Consider the following 18,950-nt stretch of genomic DNA (forward strand, 5'->3'; position numbering starts at 1 on the left):
CGTTTCGGCCAAGGTACGCCTCAAGGCGCTCCCGGCGGAGCGCAGCCTCAGGGCCAGGGTCCGGCGGGCAAAGGCCCCGCAGGCTTCGGCACGGGCGCCCCGCAGTTGGGAGGCGGACAGCCTCCCGCGGTCGGACCGCAGTTCGGTGGCGGACAGCCTCCCGCGGGTGGGCCTCAGTTCGGTGGACGCCCGCAGTTCGGGCAACCGGCCTCGCCTCAGGAGCAGCGCGAACGCGCCGAGCGTGACACGCGCCGCATCGAAATGGGTCGCAGGATCGAGGAAGACCAGCGTCGGCAGGCCGATCGCGAGCGTAGCCGCGAGGGCCTCGATGAGCGCATGCGCCTCCAGAACGAGCGCTTCCGCGATATCCACGCGCAGCGGCACGAGCGCTTCGACCCGAACGGCGTCCGCTTCATCGAGGAGCCGGGCAACCGCAAGATCTTCCGGCTGAACAACCAGACGTTCATCCGCCACGACGAGACGGCGAACTTCGGCCATTTCGGCGGGCGCTCGGACCGCCGACCGATCCCCGGAGGCGGCGAGTTCGCGACGTTCCATCGTCCGGACGGTTCGCGCGTGGAAGTCGAGGTCGATCGGTTCGGCCGCCCGATCCGCCGCGTGCGCATCCTGCCGGACGGACGGCGCTTCACGCTGTTCGAGAACCGCGCGCTTGCGGCGGGCCTCGGCCTCGCAGCCATCGGCGCGGCTATCGTTTTGCTGCCGCCGCCAGCCCACGCGATGCCGCCCGAGGAGTACGTCGTGGATGCGGGCGTGGCTTCGGAAGAAACCATATACGACACGCTGTATGCTGCACCGGTCGAGCCGCTGCCACGCGCCTACTCGCTCGACGAGGTGCTCGCGAGCCCGAACCTCCGCGACCGCATGCGCAGTGTGAGGCTGAACACGATCCACTTCGAGTTCGGCTCGTGGGAAGTGCGGCCCGATCAGGCGCCGCTGCTTCAGGGCATCGCGGACTCGGTCAACCGTATCGTGCAGAACAATCCGGGCGAAGTGTTCCTCATCGAGGGCCATACCGACGCGGTCGGTACGGACGAGGATAATCTGTCCCTGTCGGACCGGCGCGCGCAGGCCGTGGCCGACGTGTTGACGCAGTATTATCAGGTTCCGCGCGAAAACCTTGTCACGCAGGGCTACGGCGAGCAATTCCTCCTCGTGCCGACGCAGGGACCGGAAATCAGGAACCGCCGCGTCGTTATTAGGCGGCTCACGCCCCTTTTGCAAAGCGACCAAGGCCGCTACAGCAATAGCGGGCAAGGGCCGCAGAACGATTACCGGCCCTGATCGCGAAAGGGTGTGAAGAAAGCGGGCGCAGGAGTCCGCTTTCCGGCAGGGGGAAGCGATGGACATCCTTTCGTACATCTGGACGGTCCTGAGTTTCTTCCTGAGCGTCGTCTGGACGGTCGTGTGGTTCGTGCTGCGCGACCTCATCTCGACGGTGCTGTGGATTCTCATCGTGGCGTGGATGCTGCTCAGTGTCCGCTACCGCAGCTTCACCGGCGGCACGCTCGCGCTGTTGCGCTATGGCCGCTGGGCCGTGAACCTGTTCTGGCGGTGGCTTCGCGGCACGCCGAACCCGGCGCTTCCGCCGCCGCCACCGCCCAAGGTCATCACCAAGGAAGTCATCAAGGTGGTGGGCAAGCGCCGCAAGCGCTTCGGCACCATGAACGTGTCCGAGCAGTTGAATGTGCTGCTTCTCGGCGCGATCTGGCTTCTGTTCGTGATCTAAGCCGGAGCGGGCCGCCCATCTTGGAGGCTTGACCCGCGTCGCGCTTCGCGGGAAAAGCGAGGCGAACCCGACAGCGGAGGAATCTGGCATGAGCGCGCCCGCCTACGATCCGAACAACGTCTTCGCAAAAATCCTTCGCGGCGAACTGCCCTGCCATTTCGTCCATGAAGACGCGGACAGCTTCGCGTTCATGGACATCATGCCGCGCGTCGACGGGCACACGCTCATCATCCCGAAGGCGCCGGTACGCAATATCCTCGATGCGTCGCCCGCCGTACTCGCCCCCGTCATCGCGACGGCGCAACGCATCGCGGTCGCGGCGAAGAAGGCGTTCGACGCAGACGGCGTGTCGCTCTGGCAATTTTCGGAGCCGGCGGGCGGACAGGTGGTGTTCCACCTCCACTTCCATATCCTGCCGCGCAAGACCGGCGACGAGCTTCGCCCCCTTGGCATCATGGCGGACAATGATCTGCTCGCGAAGCATGCGGAAAAACTGAAAGCCGCCCTGCTTAAAGATCCTCGCATCCGGCCTTCCTTGATCGATGCGTCGAATTGAAAAGTCTCCGTTCGTCCTTCGTTGGCGCTTCCGCGCGATTTGACCGATCGCGCGAGCCTGCCATGCTACCTTCGCGACCAAACAAGCTTTCGCGAGGTCGCGTCATGAACATCTTCGAAGCCATCACCGCCGCTCTGAATCAGGCTGGCCAGCAGGGTCAGCAGCAGCCGCCCGTGCAGCGTCAGTCCGCGCCGCAACCGCAGGCAAATCAGGCGGGTTCGGGCCCGGCGATTCCGACATCCTTGCAGGATATTCTCAATCAGGCGGGCTTCGGCAATCTGACCGTGATCGTCGACAAGCTCAGCAAGGGCGGCCTCGAAGAGCATGTGAAGTCGTGGCTCGGCCAAGGCGAAAACCTGCCCGTCGAAAAGGAAGACCTGCGCCATGCGCTCGGCGATCAGGACTTGCAGCGCTTCGCCCAGAAGGTCGGCATTCCGCCGGAAAAAATTCTCGACATCTTGCAGAACCATCTACCCGAAACCGTGGACAAGGCGAGCCCGAGCGGCCAGATCGTTCACCCCTACGGGCAGACGCACTAGTGCTCTGGCGCATATTTTTGGTTCCCATTGTTGCGCGCTCTCCAGCAAAAATATGCGCCTTCAAGAGCACCAGTAACCGATTGATTCTAATGCAGTTTCGAATTTTACATTTGATGACTGTGCCACCAGCGGGCTTGAATCAAATGTAAAATTCACTGTTCCGAGCGAAAGCACCGGCAGAGCGGGTGCCTCGCGAACGAGCTTCTTGAGAGGAAGAAGCCTGCCCCCGGCTGGGCAGGCTTTTTTTGATTGTGCGTGAGAGAACTGTCATGAGACCCCACGAAGCCCACGAATTATCCCGCGAATTGCGGGTTCGCAGAATGGACGAAAACGGCGTCGGCCTGGCTCTGGAATGGGCGGCCGCCGAGGGCTGGAACCCGGGTCGTCACGACGCATCATGCTTCTATGCCGCCGATCCCTACGGCTTCTTCCTCGCGGATCTCGACGGCGAACCGGTCGGCTGCATTTCCGCAGTCGCGTATGATGCCGCGTTCGGGTTTCTCGGCCTCTATATCGTCAAGCCGCCCTATCGGGGCCGGGGTTTCGGCCTCAAGCTCTGGGATACGGCGATGGCCTACATGGGCACGCGCAATGTCGGCCTTGATGGCGTCGTTGCGCAGCAGGACAATTACAAAAAGTCCGGCTTCAAGCTCGCCTATCGCAACATGCGCTATCAGGGAACGGGCGGCGGAGCAGAGCCCGCCGGTCTGGTCGAGCTGTCGTCCGTGGGTTTCGACGAGATTTGCCGCTATGACGCAACCGTGTTTCCGGCTCCGCGCGCGCGCCTCCTGCGCCGGTGGATCGACCAGCCGGGAGCGGTGGCGCTCGGCGTATTGAGCGGGCAGAGCCTCGCGGGGTATGGCGTCGCGCGCCCGAGCCGCACGGGGTTCAGGATCGGGCCGCTTTTCGCCGACGCGGCGCATATCGCGGGAGCGCTTTTTGAGGGGCTGTCTTCGCGGCTTAGGGGCGAGCCGATCTTTCTCGACACGACCGAGGCCAACCCTCGCAGCGCCGATCTTGCGCAGCGCTACGGCATGGAGCCGATGTTCGAGACGGCGCGCATGTATACCGACGGCATCCCCGCCGGGCGGAGCGATCGGTGCTTCGGTCTAACAAGCCTTGAGATCGGCTGAGCGCCGCTGCTACTACAAAAAGCTGTGCGGATCGACGTCGATATGAAGTGTGACGCCGCCGCGTGGCGCATCCACGCCGGCGAGCCACGCCCGCAGATACGCCTGAAGATCGGCCTCGCGCGCGGCCTTCACAAGCAGCCGCTGGCGGTGCAATCCGCGGATGATCGCGAGCGGCGCCTCTACCGGCCCCAGCACCTGAATGCGTGACGCCTCCGGCGCGGCCAGCGCGAGCGCGCGCGCATACCCTTCCGCGTCGTAGCGCGTCTTGCCGGAAACGATCAGCGCGGCGAGCCGTCCGAACGGTGGATAGCCCGCCTCCTCGCGCAAGCCGATTTCCGCCTCGTAGAATGCCTCGCGGTCGCCGGTGACGAGCGCGCGCATCACCGGATGATCGGGAAAATGCGTCTGGATCAGCCCGCGCCCCGGCGCGCCGAAGCGGCCTGCGCGCCCCGTCACCTGATGCAGAAGCTGAAAGGTGCGCTCCCCCGCGCGCGGGTCGGCGGTGGCGAGGCTCAGATCGCCATCCACCACGCCGACGAACGACAGTTTCGGGAAATTATGCCCCTTCGACACGAGCTGCGTGCCGACGACGATATCGACATCGCCTTCCGTGATGCGGGTCAGAATTTCGCGCAGCGCCGCTGTCGAGGGCACGAGGTCGCTCGATAGAACCGCAAGCCGCGCGTCGGGCCAGCGGTTCTGCGCCTCCTCCGTCACGCGCTCGATGCCGGGGCCGGACGCCGCGAGCGTCGCCTCCCCGTGGCACGACGGGCACGCCTTCGGGAACGGCAGCGAGAAGCCGCAATGATGGCAAACGAGCCGCCCGCGCAGGCGATGCTCCACGAGATAGGCCGTGCATTGCGGGCAGGTGAAGCGATGGCCGCACGCGCGGCACAGAGTCAGCGGCGCATAGCCTCGGCGGTTCAGAAAGAGGAGCGCTTGCTCGCCTTTCGCAAGGGCCTCGTTCACCGCGCCGACGAGCGGCTCGCTGATCCACATCCCCCGCTCGGGCGGCACTGCGCGCAGGTCCACCGCCTCGACATCGGGCAGCGCGTTGCCGGAGAAGCGGCCGGGCAGCACCGCATGCCGGTAGCGCCCGCGCTGGACGTTCACGATGCTTTCGACGGATGGCGTCGCCGAGGCCAGCACGATGGGAATCTTGCCGAGCGACGCCCGCACCACGGCCATGTCGCGCGCCTGATAGGTCACGCGGTCGTCCTGCTTGAAGGATGGGTCGTGTTCTTCGTCGACCACGATGAGGCCGAGGTCCGTGAAGGGCAGGAACAGCGCCGACCGCGCACCGCACACCACCCGCACTTCGCCCAGCGCCACGCCGCGCCAGACACGCGCGCGCTCCTTCGGCGATACGGCGGAATGCCATTCGCCGGGGCGGCAGCCGAAGCGGCGCTCGAAGCGTTCGAGAAACTGATTCGTGAGCGCGATTTCCGGCAGGAGAATAAGCACCTGTCGTTCGCCGTGCCGCAGCGCTTCCGCCACCGCCTCGAAATACACCTCCGTTTTGCCGGAGCCGGTCACGCCATCCAGAAGCGTTGCCGAGAAGCCGCCCTCCGCGATGGTTTGCTGAAGCGCACCGGCGGCTGTGAGCTGTGCGTCGCTCAGGCTTGCGAAAGCGAAGTCGGGCCTCGGAGCAAAAGCACGCGTGCGCGGAAGCTCGGCGCGGATGAGCGCGTCCGCCTCGGCGAGACCGTCGATCACCGCCGCGCTGACGCCCGCCGCATCCATGAGCCGCTTTTTCGACCACACCGCGCCATCGGCCACGGCGGCCATCACGCGCTGGCGCGCGTCCGTCATCCGCGACGGCACACCGCTTCCGCCGCGAAAGCCGAAACGCGGTTCCTCCGCCTCGAAAACGAGCCGCGCGCTCATCATCATCTGGAGCACCATTCCCTTTGGCGCGAGCGTGTACTGCGCGACCCAGTCCGCGAAGGCGAGATTGAGCGGCGGCAGCGGCGGCACCTCGTCGAGGCGCGCGAGCACGGGCTTCAGCTTTCGGGGATCGACCGGGCGCGCCGACGCCTCGCGCCACACGACGCCGATGCGTTTCACCGGGCCGAGGGGCACGACCACGAAATCGCCGGGCGCGAGCGTTTCACCTGCGGGGACTTCATAAGTGTAAGGTTCGTCGAGGGCGAGCGGGAGCAGCACAGGCACCGTCGCGCGCGTGGTCGCGCCGCGAGCGGACGACTCGGGCAAATCCGCATCGAAAAGGGGCAGGTCTGAAGGCGCCATCGCACGCGAGCTTCGCCGATGCGAGGCAGGATTTCAACCGTTGCAGGGCGCAAGCCACTGCGCACGGGCTCTGTCGCAAGCCTCGGGAAATATTCGCGGGCGAAAAGTCGTTCAACAGAAATATTTCGCCACTCGCCTTGTTTCGGACACCGGAAACGGCTATATTCTCACCATCGATCTTGATTGCTGAGCTTGTTTCCGCGCCTGAGCGCGTCCTGACGATCTTTCTGCCAAAATCGATCCTGAACAATCGCTGTTCCAAGTTGGGCAGCGAGGAAAAACTTATGACCGATTGAAAGGAAATCGTCATGAATACTGGCACAGTGAAATTTTTTAACGTGAACAAGGGCTATGGCTTCATCCAACCCGACAGCGGTTCGGCTGACGTCTTCGTTCACATTTCCGCAGTTGAGCGCGCCGGCATGCGCACCATCGTCGAAGGCCAGAAGCTTTCGTTCGAAATCGTGCGTGACGCCCGTTCGGGCAAAAGCTCCGCGGAAAATCTCCAGGCCGCGTAATGCGCCCTGTGTTTTCCTACGGAAAGCAGAAGCGATAGCGGAAGGCTGGGCTCTTGCCCGGCCTTTTGCACTCTTAAGGAAAGAAAACTCATGATTACTAAAGACACATTGTTCGCGCCGCCGCGCAAACCGCAAACGAAAGCGGACATGACTAACACCGCCGCTCGCGCCATCATCGATTCCGAGAGCGCACTCCGTGTGGCGAAGATCGAGAAACTGCGTCAGGCGCGGCTCGAAATGGAAGCGCAGCAGCCTGTTGTTGTTAAAAAGACCCGCGCGAAAGCAGCGACTCGGCAAGTCCGGTTCTGATGCAGCGGCTTCGGCCGCACCGCTTTTGATGACATAAAGCGCGCTCCCAGCTCTTTTGTTTGAGCACCGATCTCTCGCAAAACCGGGATCATGCTCTATCGTCGGTTACTCGACAGAAGAAGGCTCGTTTCCGAGCTTGATATTCCCTTCAACTCGCGGATGCGGCGCAGCACGCGGTCGAAGGTTTCGAGATCCGGCGTGCGCAACTCCACAACGAAATCCCATCTCCCGTTGGTCGTGTGAATCGCGACAGCCTCGGGATAGCCGCGCAGCGCCTTGTAGATGTGCTCGGTTTTTTCGCCTTCCACCTGAATCATCATGATCGCGCAGACGGCGTCCGGCTCAGCTTCGCGGCGCAGCGTCACCGTGAAGCCGGTGATAACGCCGTCATGCACGAGCCGGTCGATGCGGTTCTGCACCGTCGCGCGGCTGAGGCCGAGGATCGCGGCGAGCGTCGCCACGGGCATCCGCGCGTTCTCACGCAGGAGCGCGATAAGTCGTCGGTTGGTCTCATCGAGAGGCATGATCTGACACTTTGCTAAGGCGCGCCTGCACTTTGTCAGCTTTTTGGAACGTTTCGCGCAACTTGCCTCCTTTAGACTGGTGAGGTCAACGGCGATTATTTGCATGGAAATTGCATGTTATCGTCGCGAGAGGCCGGATGCCGAAAACGCCAACCTTTTTAATGACCGACGACAGCCATTTCGAGGTGTCGTACAAGATCAATCCCTGGATGACGCCAGAGGAATGGCGCAGGGACGAGGTTAAAAATCGAGCAGAAGCGCGGCACGCTGCCGCATCTTTGGCCGAAGCGTTAAGGCAAACGGGCGCCCGCGTCGTCCATATCGATGGCGCGCCGGGCCTGCCGGACATGGTTTTCCCTGCAAACGCCGCCGTCGTCCTCGACCGCCGCGTGATGGCCGCGCGCTTCCGCTATCCCGAGCGGCAGGGCGAGGAGCGGCACTTCCTCGAAGCATTCGCACGGCTGAAGGACGAAGGCGCCTTCGATGATGTCAGCCAAATGCCGAAAGATTATTGGCAGGAAGGCGCGGGCGACGCGATCTTCGACGCAAACCGCCAGTTTTTATGGACGGGTTTTGGTCCACGATCCTCATTCGAGGCGGGGGATGTGCTTCGCGATTTCTTCAATGTTCCGGTCAAGCCGCTTGAACTCGTCTCCCGCCGCTTTTACCATCTCGACACTTGTTTCGTGCCTTTGAGCGGTGGAGAGGTTCTATATTACCCGCAAGCTTTCTCGAAGGCTTCTCTGTCGGTCATCCGCGATCACGTTGCGGCCGACAAACGCATCAAGGCTAGCGACGAAGACGCGGCGCGCTTCGCCGTGAACGCCGTCAATATCGGGCGCGACATCGTCATGGCGGAGCCAACCGCGCGTCTCGCCGACGAGCTTCGCGAGCGCGACTATTCTGTGGTTCCGCTCAAGCTGCGCCCCTTCATCATGTCCGGTGGCGGCGCTTACTGCATGACGCTCCGGCTCGATCTCAAATCCGCTTCGGCAACAAACAGAGGTGAAACCCCATGACTTTCGACACCGCATTCGCGCCGTCGCGCAGCTTCTCCTCGGCCCACGATTTCATCGCGACCGAAAACGAGTACGGCGCGACCAATTACAAACCGCTCGACGTGGTGTTGAGCCGGGGCGAAGGCGTTTGGGTCTGGGACGTCGAGGGCAACCGCTATCTCGATTGCCTCTCGGGCTATTCCGCGGTCAATCAGGGGCATTGCCATCCGAAAATCCGCGAGGCGATGGTCGAGCAGTCCGGCAAGCTCACGCTCACGTCGCGCGCCTTCCGCAACGATCAGCTCGCGCCGTTCTTTGAAGAGCTGTGCAAGCTCACGCGTTCGCATCGCGTGCTGCCGATGAACACCGGCGCGGAAGCGGTCGAAACGGCCATCAAGATCGTTCGCAAATGGGGCTACACCGTCAAGGGCGTGCCACAGGACAAGGCCGAGATCATCGTCTTCGACAAGAATTTCCATGGCCGCACCACGACCGTCGTGAGCTTTTCAACCGATGAGACCGCGCGCGAAGGCTTCGGCCCGTTCACGCCGGGGTTCAAAATCATTCCATTCGGCGACATCAAGGCGCTTGAAGACGCCGTCACGCCGAACACGGTGGCCGTGCTCATGGAGCCGATCCAGGGCGAGGCGGGCGTGATCATTCCGCCGCCGGGCTATGTGAAGGCCGCGCGCGAGCTTTGCACACGCGAGAAGATTGTCTTCATACTCGACGAGATCCAGACGGGTCTCGGGCGCACGGGCAAGCTGCTCGCGGAAGAGCATGAGGGCGTCGAAAGCGACATGACGCTGCTCGGCAAGGGCCTGTCGGGCGGGTTCTATCCCGTGTCGGCGGTACTCTCAACCTCGCGGATCATGGGCGTGTTGAAGCCCGGCGAGCATGGCAGCACCTTCGGAGGCAACCCGCTCGCCTGCGCGGTCGCGCGCGCGGCGCTCCGCGTCGTAACCGAAGAAGGCATGGTCGAAAACTCGGCCGCGATGGGCGCGTATTTCCGCGAGGGGCTGAAGGCGATCAACAGCCACGTGGTGAAAGAGATTCGGGGGCGCGGCCTGATGATGGCCATCGAACTGCATCCCGACGCGGGCGGCGCACGCCGTTACTGCGCGGCGCTCAAGCATCGCGGCATCCTCTGCAAGGACACGAAGGAGCACACGATTCGGGTGTCGCCGCCGCTCATCATCAAGCGCGCGGAGGTCGATCAGGCGCTTGTGAAGTTCGCCGCCGTGCTCGCGTAGATACGGCGCGCGTCGTCGTCTCATTGTCGAATCGAATGGCCGGGCTAGCCCGGCCATTTTCTTTTCGGCGTTCAACCAGGTGTGATCTCGGCTGAGGATTTCAGATCACAACTCCACAGCGATCCGCCGTTGTATCGAAAGTAGCGTAGCAAATCGTGCACGACTTCGCGCTATACTCTTGAAAAGACACGCTCCCACGAAGGAACGTGCGCCTCAAGGAAGAACAACAAGGGAGGCATGCATGACGAGAGACGACACCATCTTGCGCGAGCGGCTGGCACGCGCGGAGGAGGAAATTTCAAACCTCCAGAACGCCGCCGCGAAGGCCGCCGACCGGCTTGCGACGCTTTACGAAGAATTTCAGATCCGCGACAGCTATCATGACTGGCAATATGTGCTGAGCGCCAAGGTCGGGCAGGTTCGCACGATGCGGCAGATCGCGAAGGATCTTTCGCGTGTGACCGAGAGCAAGGCAGGCCCGGCGGAACGCGCGCACGGCTGAGCTGCCCCCTCTGCAATCGCGATTGTCGCCGCGCCAAAGCGGCACCAATCGGCGCATCGGCTCCGGCTTGGGGCGTGATCCGGGTCGCGCACGGGAGCCCGCAAGATTGGGCGATATGCGCCTGACCCGTGGCGCCCGGCATTAGACGCCGCTACTTCACCGTGACGTCTGTTTCGGGGCGATCCGTTCCCGGCTCGAACTCGCGATGCCAGCGGCCGGACGCGTCCTCGAACTCGATATCCTGCGACGTGCCGGACACGCGCTGCTCGCCCGCCGCCAGTTCGGCTGCGGCCAGCGCCGCTTCTTTCGTGGGGAACGGCTCGGAAAAGACGCCTTCGGCCTTGTAGGCCCAGCCGCCGTCATGCTCCAGCACTTCGTAATGGACTTTCGTCATATCGACCTCGCGGATTGCATACGCGTAGCATTCTTGCTGGAACACGCGACGTTCGATAAACGCTCCGCACCATGGAAACCTTTTCACCTGTGGCTCGCGTCCCGATTTTGACCACGATGCTGGTCGTAGAACAACGGTTCGGCGTATGAAATCGGAGGGGTGCCCGTGTGGGAAATCGATAGCGCGGAAGCGTTGCAGGCGCTGGGGAGCCGTCTTTCGGCCTTCGTCTCGGAGCGCGATGCCATCACGCTGTCCGGCGATCTCGGCGCGGGCAAGACCACGTTCGCGCAAGGGCTGCTTTCCGCGCTCGGCGTGACCGAAGCGGCGACGAGCCCCACCTATCAGATCGTGCACGCTTACGAAACGCCACGACGCACCGTCTACCACTGCGACCTGTACCGGCTCCATCCGGGCGACGAGGAGGAAATCGGCTTCGCGGAAATGTGCCAGACGGGGGCGGTGGTCGTCGAATGGCCCGATATCGTCGCGGACGTGCTGCCGGAAGACCGCCTCGACGTTCGCATCGAAGGCGAAGGCGGCACGCGGCGCGTTACGCTCACCGGCTTCGGCGCGTGGGAAAAGAAGCTCGCGCGCTTCCGCCAGATCGAAGCGTTCCTCGCGCGATGCGGCTGGGCGGGCGCGCGCTGCCTCGGATTGCGCGGCGACGCCTCGGCGCGGCAGTTCATGCGTCTTTTGCGGGCGGGCGAGACGGCGATGCTGATGGACTGGCCCACGCAAAGCGATGGCCCACCGATCCGTGACGGTCGCCCTTATTGCGCCATCGCCCACCTGGCCCGCGAGGGCACGCCCTTCATCGCGGTTTCTCACTGGCTGCGAGAGCACGCGGGGCTGTCTGCGCCCGCCGTCACGGCTTCGGACAAGGACGCGGGGCTTTACCTTGTGGAAGACCTTGGCGACGCGGTGTTTGGCGACCTGATCGCCGGAGGCGAACCGCTGGAACCGCTTTATGCGCTGGCGGTGGATGGCTTGTCCGCGATCAGGGCATCCGGTGTGCCGCGCTCGCTGCCCGTGCCGGGCGGCGGCTTATATGACGTTCCCGCCTTCGACCGCGAAGCGATGGACGTGGAACTCGACCTTATGCTGCAATGGTATTTCCGGCTTGAGCCGACACCCGCCGACCCGGCTGAGATGGCCCGGTCTTTCGTCGAGGCATGGTCGCCGCATCTCGACTGGCTCGACAAACAGCCGAAGACCATAGCGCTGCGCGATTACCACTCGCCTAACCTGCTTCTGTGCCGGGAGCGCGGCGCCCTCAAGCGGCTCGGCGTGATCGATTTTCAGGACGCGGTGTGGACGCACCCGGCCTACGATCTCGTTTCGCTCTTGCAGGACGCGCGGCTCGATGTGCCAGAAGCGGTCGAGCGCGCCCTTTATGCGCGCTATTGCGAGGCCGCCGCCGCTGCCGAACCCGCCTTCGACGCCGCCGCATTCGCCCGCGCCTATGCCATCCTCGGTACCGAGCGCAACACGAAGATTCTCGGCATCTTCGCCCGCCTCTCGATGCGCGACGGCAAGCACGGCTATCTCGCGCATCTGCCGCGCATCCGCCGCTATCTGTGGCGGAACCTCGCGCATCCCGCCCTCGGCGAACTGAAGGCGTGGTACGAGGCGCATCTACACAAGGCTTGATCCGCGCCGTCAAACTGCGTCGGCGACGGATGGCGAGAGCGGGCGCAGTTCCACGCCGACCTGTTCGAGCGCGCGGCGGACGGCCTTGGCCACGGCGACCGCGCCGGGCTCGTCCCCGTGGACGCACAGCGTATCGACTTCGAGCTTCACCTTCCCGCCGCCTGCCGTGTAGGCCACGCCTTCCGTTGCGAGTCGGAGTGCCTGAAGCGCGGCGGCATCGGCGTTCGCGATAACCGCACCGGGTTCACCACGCGGCACGAGCGAGCCGTCCTCGCGATAGAGCCGATCGCAAAAGCCTTCGCGCGCGAAGAAAAGCCCTGCGAGATCGGCGGCCTTTTCAAGCTCGGAACCCGGCGGGCCGACAAGGATCAGTCCATCGTCAACCGTCCGCACCGCGCCCGCGATAGCGCCCGCATAGGCAGCATCCGTCGCGGCCATATTGTAAAGCGCGCCGTGCGGCTTGACGTGACGCAACGGCGCGTTCGCGTATGCCGCGAGCGCCTGAAGCGCGCCGATCTGATACGCGACCATATATTCGAGTTCGCGCACGGGCATCGGGATCGCGCGACGGCCGAAGCCCCACAAATCGTTGAATCCGGGATGCGCGCCGAGCGCCACGCCCCGCGCCGCCGCAGCGACCGCGAGGCCGTGCATGATGGTTGAGTCGCCGCCATGGAAGCCGCAAGCGACGTTCGCCGACGTGACGATGCCGACTAGCTCCTCGTCATGGCCGATGCGGTAGGCGCCGAACCCTTCGCCCATGTCCGCATTGAGGTCGATATGCATGGTTCTACTCCCGATAGATCATCTTCCGGGTCATTCCGCCGTCGACGATAAGCTCCGAGCCTGTCATGAAGCCGGACTCCGCTTTTCGCCAGCCGTTTTCCTTTCCGTGCATTCGGCTTGTGACAACGCCCGCACGGGTTTAAACCCGGTTGCCAAAAGAGGTTACGCCCATGAGCCACAAATCAAGCCAGAACGCCGCCGCTTCCCTGTCCAACGAACTCGACATGTCGGCCTACTGGATGCCGTTCACTGCGAACCGCCAGTTCAAGGCCAACCCGCGCGTGCTCGTCGAGGCGCAGGGTATGCATTATACCGCGATGGACGGCCGCAAGGTGCTCGACGGTGTGGCGGGGCTCTGGTGCGTAAACGCTGGGCACGGGCGGCGCGAGATCGCCGAGGCGGTGGAGCGCCAGCTTCTGACGATGGACTACGCGACGGCGTTCCAGATCGGCCATCCCGGCGCATTCGAACTCGCCGCCCGTATCGCGCGCATCGCGCCTGTGGGCCTCGACCGCGTGTTCTTCGCAAATTCCGGCTCCGAGGCGGTCGAAAGTGCGCTCAAGATCGCGCTCGCCTATCACCACGCGCGCGGACAGGCCCAGCGCACCCGCTTCGTCGGCCGCGAGAAGGGCTATCACGGCTGCAATTTCGGCGGCATGTCGGTCGGCGGTCTCGTGAACAACCGCCGCGCTTTCGGGGCGCTGCTGCCTTACGTCGACTACCTGCCGCATACGCTCGACACCAAGCGCAACGCCTTCACAAAAGGCCAGCCGGAGCATGGCGCGGAACTCGCCGACGCGCTCGAAGGCATCATCGCGCTGCACGGCGCGGACACCATTGCGGGCGTGATCGTGGAGCCGATGTCCGGCTCGGCGGGCGTGATCCTGCCGCCGAAGGGCTATCTCGAACGGCTCCGCGCGATCTGCGACCGCCACGGCCTGCTGCTGATTTTCGACGAGGTTATCACGGGCTTCGGGCGCATGGGCGCAGCCTTCGCCTCGCAAGCGCTCGGCGTTGTGCCCGACATTTTCACCGTGGCAAAAGGCATCACCAACGGTGCGATTCCCATGGGCGCGGCCATCGCCAAGCGCGAGATTCACGACGCGATCATGCAGGGGCCGGAACACGTCATCGAGCTGTTCCACGGCTACACCTATTCGGGCCACCCGGTCGCGTGCGCGGCCGGGCTAGCCACGCTCGACATCTACGAAAGCGAAGGGCTGTTCGAGCGCGCGGCGGCGCTGGCTCCGGTGTGGGAAGAGGCCGTGCATTCGCTCAAGGGCGAGCCGCATGTCATCGACATCCGCAACACCGGGATCGTGGCTGGCGTCGAGCTGGAGCCGCGCGCCGATGGCGCGGGCAAGCGCGCATTCGAGGTCTATCAGGATTGTTTCGCGAACGGCGTGCTCGTGCGGCAGGGCGGCGAGATCATCGCGCTGTCGCCGCCGCTGATCGTGACCGAAAGCCAGATCGGTGAGATCGTGGATGCGTTGCGCGCGGCACTTCGGCGCGTTGCTTAGATCAGCATGCGTTGCGCGCGGCACTCCGGCGCGTTGCTTAAATCGCCTGCGTTAGTCGGACTCGATTTGACGCAGAAGCTGATCGACAAGCAAAACTATAGCGTCGTGCCGCATCTGCTTTACGGCACGACGCGAAGGCGCTTTCGAGCGTGATCTTATCGCGAAACCGGCGTCCCGGTCTCAGGCGCAAAACGCACCGCCGTCGATACAGGCGTGCCGAGACAGTGCTCCGGGCCAACGGCATTTTGCCCAAGACACTCGCGATACAGGCCTTCCGCCTGATGCGCGATCCCTTCCCACGAGAACCGCTCGCGCGCGACAAGAGGACCGGCCGCGCTCATGGCGCTGCGCGCCGCCTCGTCCCGGAGGATGTGCGCGATAGCCGAAGCCAGTGCATCCGCATCGCCGGAGACAACAAGACCGCAGCCAGCCTGCCGGACGGTGGCGGCGAGGCCCACTTCTTCGGTCACGACAACCGGGCACCCGACGGCCATTGCCTCGATCACGACCATCCCGAAATTTTCGTGATAGGACGGCAGGACGAGACACGCCGCGCTCCGAATAAGTGACCATTTTTCCGCGCCTTCCACCGGGCCGGGAAATTCGGTGCGCTCTGCAATGCCGGCTTCTGCGGCGAGTTTGGCCACGTGGGACTGATATCCGTTTTCGTCGTAGCCTGCGATCACAAGGCGGGCGCCGGGAACCTTCGCCATGGCTGGAATGAGCCGGTCGAGGCCCTTCTTCCAATTTATACGGCCGAGAAAAAGCACGGTGCGATCACTCGCGGGGACAGCCGCAGGCATCGCACCGCCGTCCGACATGAGAGCTTCGCGCGGGAGATCGATACCGTTGGGGATCACGGCGATGCGCCGCGGGTTGAGTCCGAGCGCCGCGACATCGGCCGCCTCAGACTCGGCGGTGACGTGAATCGCAGCCGCGCCAGCAACCGTCCGGCGATCGAACAGGCGCAGCCACATCCTTTTCGCGAGGCCGTTCCGCCGCCGGATGAGATCGGCCACCAGCATGCCGCGCGGACAGAGGACATAGGGGACGCCCGCCTGCCGTGCAGCCGCTGCGGCGATCACGGTCGGCCAGGTCCACACATAATGGATATGCACGATGTCGAAAGACGCCACCGTCGCCCGCAAGGCCCGCGCGAGCCCGGCTGAGCGAAAGACTTTTCGCCCCAATCCGATCGGGAAATACCAGACTTTCACCCCGTCCCGGTCGACCGGCACGCCGACAGCGACATCCGAGACCGATGGCCCATCGATGTTGGTCGTATAGACGTGGACGTCGTGGCCGAGCGTAGCGCTCGCCGCCGCCAAACCGTGTACCGAGCGGACCGGGCCGCCATATCTCACGGCCGGATAATAATGGGGAATGACATGGAGAATTCGCACGGCAAAACTCACGGTTGTGGCTGGTGTCCCGGCGCCGAGGCGGCAGCGAAAGCGTGCGTCGGAGGATCGTAACGCCTGGGAAGTGCCACTCTGACCGGGAACACGCGCGCCGCTACGGTGACGGCCCACCCGACGAGTAAAGCTGCGAAAATGCCCGTTACAATGAAGAATAGATCTGAGAGAGGCTGAATAATGGCGATCCCGATCAGATAGAACGGCGTTAACGCCACGATATCGTTTAAGGCCATGGCCCTCACGGCTGCAATATCTATCCTGCGCATCACATAGCCGAGAAGAAGAAATCCAAAGAAAACGCCGAAATACAAAAAGTTTATATAGAACTCAAAGATTAGCCCAACGCCGAATGTGGCTTCCTCGTGAAAGGTGAGCCCGGTATATTTCGCCATGAACGCACTGCCGCCACGCTCAGGCTTGTCTGGCCACAAGAAGCGCGGCACCCCGCCCGCAAGCGCAAGCAGGAGCGTCTCGCCATCGGCCTGGAGATTGGGGAAAATCCGAAGATATTCTATGGCAAGGCCCACAAAGACGTTCTGATTGAGCCGCCCGTCGAGGAGCGCAAGAGTGGAATTGTCGAAGACCGTCGATGAATCGAAGCTCTCGGCGAGGTCTTGCGTGGTTTTGAGGGCGGTTTCAACGTCGCCGCCATACCGGAGCGTTTCTCTGAGAACATCACGCGTTTGCATATAGCCGGCGGCGAAAACGACTGCGAAAGTGATGGCGGCCGCCATGAGCGTAATGTTGCGAACTATTGGCGAAAACGCCCCCGTGCCCCTCGAAAGCGTGAGGTAGAAGGCGAAGATCGCTATGGCGAGAACGAGGCTATCCTCCAGGATCGCAGTCGTTATGAGAAAGAGCGTAGGCACCGAAGCGGCGAATATCAGTGTGAGGATGAGTGCCCGTCGGCTGCCTACGCTCCTGTATGTGTAGAAGATCAGGCCGATCGCGCCGACCGCGACGAGGCTGCGCGCGCCGAAAAGGGCGGCCTGGAAACCGGGAAGGGTTAATCCCATCATGGTTGTGCCGGTCTGGATCAGAAGCCCTGACGCGCCAACGACGAGAAACTGCAAAGATCGTCGCCTCACAACCGCCAGCGCCTGCGCGTCTGCCACCTCCTGCTGGGGCTCGGCGGGCACCGCATTCCTGTCGGCGAGGAGAAACCCAAGGAATGCGGCCAGCATTGCAAGGAAGGACGCTTCCAGCCCGTCGGCGACGGTCTCGCGGGAGTAATTCATGCTGGCAAGATACACATCGTGCGTGTGATCGTAGCCGGGGACGAGATGAACCAGCGCGGCGCAGTGCATCATCGTGAAGCCCATCAGAAGAACGAACGGCAGCCCGACAGTTCCAAAACGCGGACGCGACAGGCGTGTCAGTTCCAGCAGCAGGATCACGCCCCAAAGGGAGGCGTAGAGCGCAATCTTTGTTGTGGCATCAAGGTCGAGCATCGCGCGCTTCCGGGTTGGGCTGTGTCTCAGGCGTCAGCGGACTGGGGAAGACAGATTTTTTCGATCTCGGCGCGCAGCGCGCGCGCGCGTTCCGCGTAGCTATACCCGCCGGTGTCGCATCGTCGGCGAGCCGCCTCGCGTATTTGCTCCGCGTCGAGCCTCGGCAACTCCAAAATACGATGCGCCTTGGCGGCCATCTCATCGACATCGCGGAAGAAAAACGCCTCCCTGTCAGCCTCGAAGAAATCGCGATGCTCGGGGCTGTCCTCGGCCAACATGATGCCACCGGATGCGGGAACCTCGAACGTGCGCATGTTGTGCGAGTCGAGATTGTGCGGTCGGAAGAAGTTCAACTGCACGCGATAGCGCCGCATGGCGCGGTGCATGTCCTCGCCGAAGACGGGGCCATAAATCCCGAGTTGAGCAGAGGGCTTCATATGCTTGAGCCAGCGAGGGCCGAAAACATCGACCGGAATGCCCGCATCGAGAAGCGCCTGCACGGCAGCGCGGCGTAGCTCGTCGGCATTGCCGATGAAACACGCGCGCAGGATCTCGCCTTCGCTGGCGATCGACCGGAAAACCGCGTCCGAAACGTCATGGCCGAATGGGACCACAGCGACGCGCGACCTTGGGTATGCCTCCGCCATATCGCGAACGATCTTGCGACTGTAGGTTACGTGCAAATCGTAGAGCGGAACGCCCTGCCTGATATAGTCGTTTCCCGCCCCTCGCGCATAGAAGGCGAAGGGATGGTCCGGATTGTAGCTGACGAGCTTGATGCCCCGGCTGCGCAAGGCTTTCAGCGTGTCGGGGAAAAGCTCCATGCCCTTGAAGATCAGGATGGCGTCAGGTTTGACCTCATCGGCTTTGTCGAGAAGGCCGCGATTCACGCCCGCGAAGGCGAGCGCAGGAGCGATCCGCCGCCTGATACGCAAGGGCAGTCCGCGAATGCCGCCGCGAGCAATCGATTCATGCTGGTATGGAAAAACCTGGCACCCAAGCCCCGCCAGCGCGCGGAGGTAAGATGAGGGAAGAGCGGAAGGGTCCGGGTGCCCCGACATCAGGATTTTGAGGCCGATCTTGCTTGCGCTGACAGCCGATTGCGCGGCCGCCCTTTCCTCGATCATGTTTGTCTCAAGCATTCAGAGCCTCGATCACTTGCGCGAACTGGGTTTCATAGTTCCAGACATCACGGATTTTCTGTCGCCCGCGTTCGGTCATGGCGCGCCGCTCGTCGGGATTGTTGCGATACCATGTCACCGCGCGCGCGATATCTTCGGGACGGGATGGATCGCACCCCACGGAAACGCCCGCCTTGCCAAAAAAGGCGTCCCATTCGGCGGTGTCGTTGGTGAGGAGCGGCAGACCACAAGCGAGATAGTCGAACGGCTTGTTCGACGCT

19 protein-coding genes are annotated in these 18,950 nt (G+C 63.4%); 10 read left to right on the forward strand and 9 right to left on the reverse strand.

Annotation, left to right across the window (positions count from 1 at the left end):
- From T281_RS19735 to T281_RS10265, 5 genes are all read left to right on the forward strand, one after another.
- Nucleotides 1-1,302, forward strand: a 1,302-nt coding sequence (locus tag T281_RS19735; protein ID WP_052037354.1) for an OmpA family protein, incomplete at its 5' end; no start/stop codon positions are given.
- Between the two features lie 58 nt (nucleotides 1,303-1,360).
- Entirely contained in the window at nucleotides 1,361-1,747 is a 387-nt protein-coding gene (locus tag T281_RS10250) for a hypothetical protein (RefSeq protein WP_013420610.1), read from the forward strand.
- 88 nt (nucleotides 1,748-1,835) lie between these two features.
- A complete protein-coding gene (locus T281_RS10255; protein ID WP_052037362.1) occupies nucleotides 1,836-2,303 on the forward strand; it encodes an HIT family protein in 468 nt (155 codons plus the stop codon).
- 104 nt (nucleotides 2,304-2,407) lie between these two features.
- The gene (locus T281_RS17745) at nucleotides 2,408-2,842 is read left to right on the forward strand and encodes a YidB family protein (RefSeq protein ID WP_052037355.1); all 435 of its coding nucleotides are present in this window, start codon (nucleotides 2,408-2,410) and stop codon (nucleotides 2,840-2,842) included.
- A 320-nt stretch (nucleotides 2,843-3,162) separates the two neighbouring features.
- A complete protein-coding gene (locus T281_RS10265) occupies nucleotides 3,163-3,975 on the forward strand; it encodes a GNAT family N-acetyltransferase (RefSeq protein WP_245269209.1) in 813 nt (270 codons plus the stop codon).
- 12 nt (nucleotides 3,976-3,987) lie between these two features.
- On the opposite strand, the gene T281_RS10270 is transcribed toward T281_RS10265, so the two are convergent.
- From T281_RS10270 to T281_RS10285, 3 genes are all read right to left on the reverse strand, one after another.
- Nucleotides 3,988-6,225, reverse strand: a complete 2,238-nt coding sequence (locus T281_RS10270) for a primosomal protein N' (protein ID WP_052037356.1) — start codon at nucleotides 6,223-6,225, stop codon at nucleotides 3,988-3,990.
- A 167-nt stretch (nucleotides 6,226-6,392) separates the two neighbouring features.
- On the reverse strand, nucleotides 6,393-7,040 hold the full coding sequence (locus T281_RS19980) for a hypothetical protein (protein WP_476748448.1): 648 nt from the start codon (nucleotides 7,038-7,040) through the stop codon (nucleotides 6,393-6,395).
- A gap of 107 nt (nucleotides 7,041-7,147) precedes the next feature.
- Complete coding sequence (locus tag T281_RS10285; RefSeq protein WP_037238147.1) at nucleotides 7,148-7,576, reverse strand: Lrp/AsnC family transcriptional regulator; 429 nt, start codon at nucleotides 7,574-7,576, stop codon at nucleotides 7,148-7,150.
- 161 nt (nucleotides 7,577-7,737) lie between these two features.
- On the opposite strand from T281_RS10285, the gene T281_RS10290 reads away from it, so the two are divergent.
- The 3 genes from T281_RS10290 (at nucleotide 7,738) to T281_RS10300 (ending at nucleotide 10,329) form a co-directional block, all read left to right on the forward strand.
- Nucleotides 7,738-8,595 (forward strand): dimethylarginine dimethylaminohydrolase family protein, encoded by an 858-nt coding sequence (locus tag T281_RS10290; protein WP_245269210.1) that lies wholly within the window; start codon nucleotides 7,738-7,740, stop codon nucleotides 8,593-8,595.
- A complete protein-coding gene (gene rocD, locus T281_RS10295) occupies nucleotides 8,592-9,827 on the forward strand; it encodes an ornithine--oxo-acid transaminase (protein ID WP_052037357.1) in 1,236 nt (411 codons plus the stop codon). The genes T281_RS10290 and rocD overlap by 4 nt, the downstream gene beginning before the upstream one ends.
- Nucleotides 9,828-10,068: 241 nt before the next feature.
- On the forward strand, nucleotides 10,069-10,329 hold the full coding sequence (locus T281_RS10300) for a hypothetical protein (RefSeq protein WP_013420663.1): 261 nt from the start codon (nucleotides 10,069-10,071) through the stop codon (nucleotides 10,327-10,329).
- Nucleotides 10,330-10,480: 151 nt separating this feature from the next.
- On the opposite strand, the gene T281_RS10305 is transcribed toward T281_RS10300, so the two are convergent.
- The gene (locus tag T281_RS10305) at nucleotides 10,481-10,723 is read right to left on the reverse strand and encodes a DUF2188 domain-containing protein (protein WP_013420664.1); all 243 of its coding nucleotides are present in this window, start codon (nucleotides 10,721-10,723) and stop codon (nucleotides 10,481-10,483) included.
- Nucleotides 10,724-10,888: 165 nt separating this feature from the next.
- Here T281_RS10305 and tsaE point away from each other — a divergent pair, with 165 nt between their 5' ends.
- Nucleotides 10,889-12,373, forward strand: coding sequence for a tRNA (adenosine(37)-N6)-threonylcarbamoyltransferase complex ATPase subunit type 1 TsaE (gene tsaE, locus T281_RS10310; protein WP_155955205.1), 1,485 nt, complete (start codon nucleotides 10,889-10,891; stop codon nucleotides 12,371-12,373).
- A gap of 9 nt (nucleotides 12,374-12,382) precedes the next feature.
- On the opposite strand, the gene T281_RS10315 is transcribed toward tsaE, so the two are convergent.
- Nucleotides 12,383-13,159, reverse strand: coding sequence for a LamB/YcsF family protein (locus T281_RS10315; RefSeq protein WP_037238151.1), 777 nt, complete (start codon nucleotides 13,157-13,159; stop codon nucleotides 12,383-12,385).
- Between the two features lie 170 nt (nucleotides 13,160-13,329).
- Between T281_RS10315 and aptA the strand changes: the two genes are divergently transcribed.
- Complete coding sequence (gene aptA, locus T281_RS10320; protein ID WP_052037359.1) at nucleotides 13,330-14,679, forward strand: omega-aminotransferase AptA; 1,350 nt, start codon at nucleotides 13,330-13,332, stop codon at nucleotides 14,677-14,679.
- Nucleotides 14,680-14,834: 155 nt separating this feature from the next.
- Here aptA and T281_RS10325 read toward each other — a convergent pair whose 3' ends face one another.
- The 4 genes from T281_RS10325 to T281_RS10340 form a co-directional block, all read right to left on the reverse strand.
- Nucleotides 14,835-16,082 carry a glycosyltransferase gene (locus tag T281_RS10325; RefSeq protein ID WP_155955206.1) on the reverse strand — a complete coding sequence of 416 codons (1,248 nt, stop codon included), beginning with the start codon at nucleotides 16,080-16,082 and terminating at the stop codon, nucleotides 14,835-14,837.
- Between the two features lie 8 nt (nucleotides 16,083-16,090).
- Nucleotides 16,091-17,548: a hypothetical protein gene (locus tag T281_RS18770; RefSeq protein ID WP_052037361.1), complete on the reverse strand. Its 1,458-nt coding sequence runs from the start codon at nucleotides 17,546-17,548 to the stop codon at nucleotides 16,091-16,093.
- 26 nt (nucleotides 17,549-17,574) lie between these two features.
- Nucleotides 17,575-18,690 carry a CgeB family protein gene (locus T281_RS10335; RefSeq protein ID WP_037238153.1) on the reverse strand — a complete coding sequence of 372 codons (1,116 nt, stop codon included), beginning with the start codon at nucleotides 18,688-18,690 and terminating at the stop codon, nucleotides 17,575-17,577.
- The coding region (locus T281_RS10340) for a glycosyltransferase family protein (RefSeq protein WP_037238155.1) at nucleotides 18,683-18,950 on the reverse strand (268 nt) is incomplete at its 5' end. The genes T281_RS10340 and T281_RS10335, both read right to left, overlap by 8 nt.

It is taken from the genome of Rhodomicrobium udaipurense JA643 (assembly GCF_000636015.1).
GTDB classification, from domain to species: domain Bacteria; phylum Pseudomonadota; class Alphaproteobacteria; order Rhizobiales; family Rhodomicrobiaceae; genus Rhodomicrobium; species Rhodomicrobium udaipurense.